The organism is Arthrobacter sp. B2a2-09 (assembly GCF_027587375.1).
Classification (GTDB): domain Bacteria; phylum Actinomycetota; class Actinomycetes; order Actinomycetales; family Micrococcaceae; genus Arthrobacter.
Genome location: NZ_JAMXIC010000114.1, coordinates 1 through 319 on the forward strand (window position 1 = coordinate 1; position 319 = coordinate 319).

1 pseudogene is annotated in these 319 nt (G+C 58.9%); it reads right to left on the reverse strand.

Features of this window, described 5'->3' with window-relative positions:
• Positions 1-198: pseudogene (locus NFJ07_RS25780) on the reverse strand (IS110 family transposase); the annotation flags it as partial.
• Positions 199-319: the final 121 nt, after the last annotated feature.

Consider the following 319-nt stretch of genomic DNA (forward strand, 5'->3'; position numbering starts at 1 on the left):
GGTCGCTTCCATCACCACCGTGCTCACATGTTCGCGTTCCAGGAACTCCCGCAACTCCAGGATCGCCTGGGTAGTCGAGCCCCAGGTCGTGACCGCTGATGTGTAGGTCCCGGGCCGTGAACCCGGCACCCGGACGCAGACCTTCGCGTCGCGTTTGGAGATATCCAATCCCGCGGCACGTTCGTGAACAATGTCCATTTTTCTCTTCCCTCCAACACGGCGAACGGCCATCCACTGTGCCGGTCTCGGGGAGGACAGGGAAAACATTCAGGAATCTAATACCCGTGCTTCAAAGCAACAATCCACGGTTCCCGTGGAA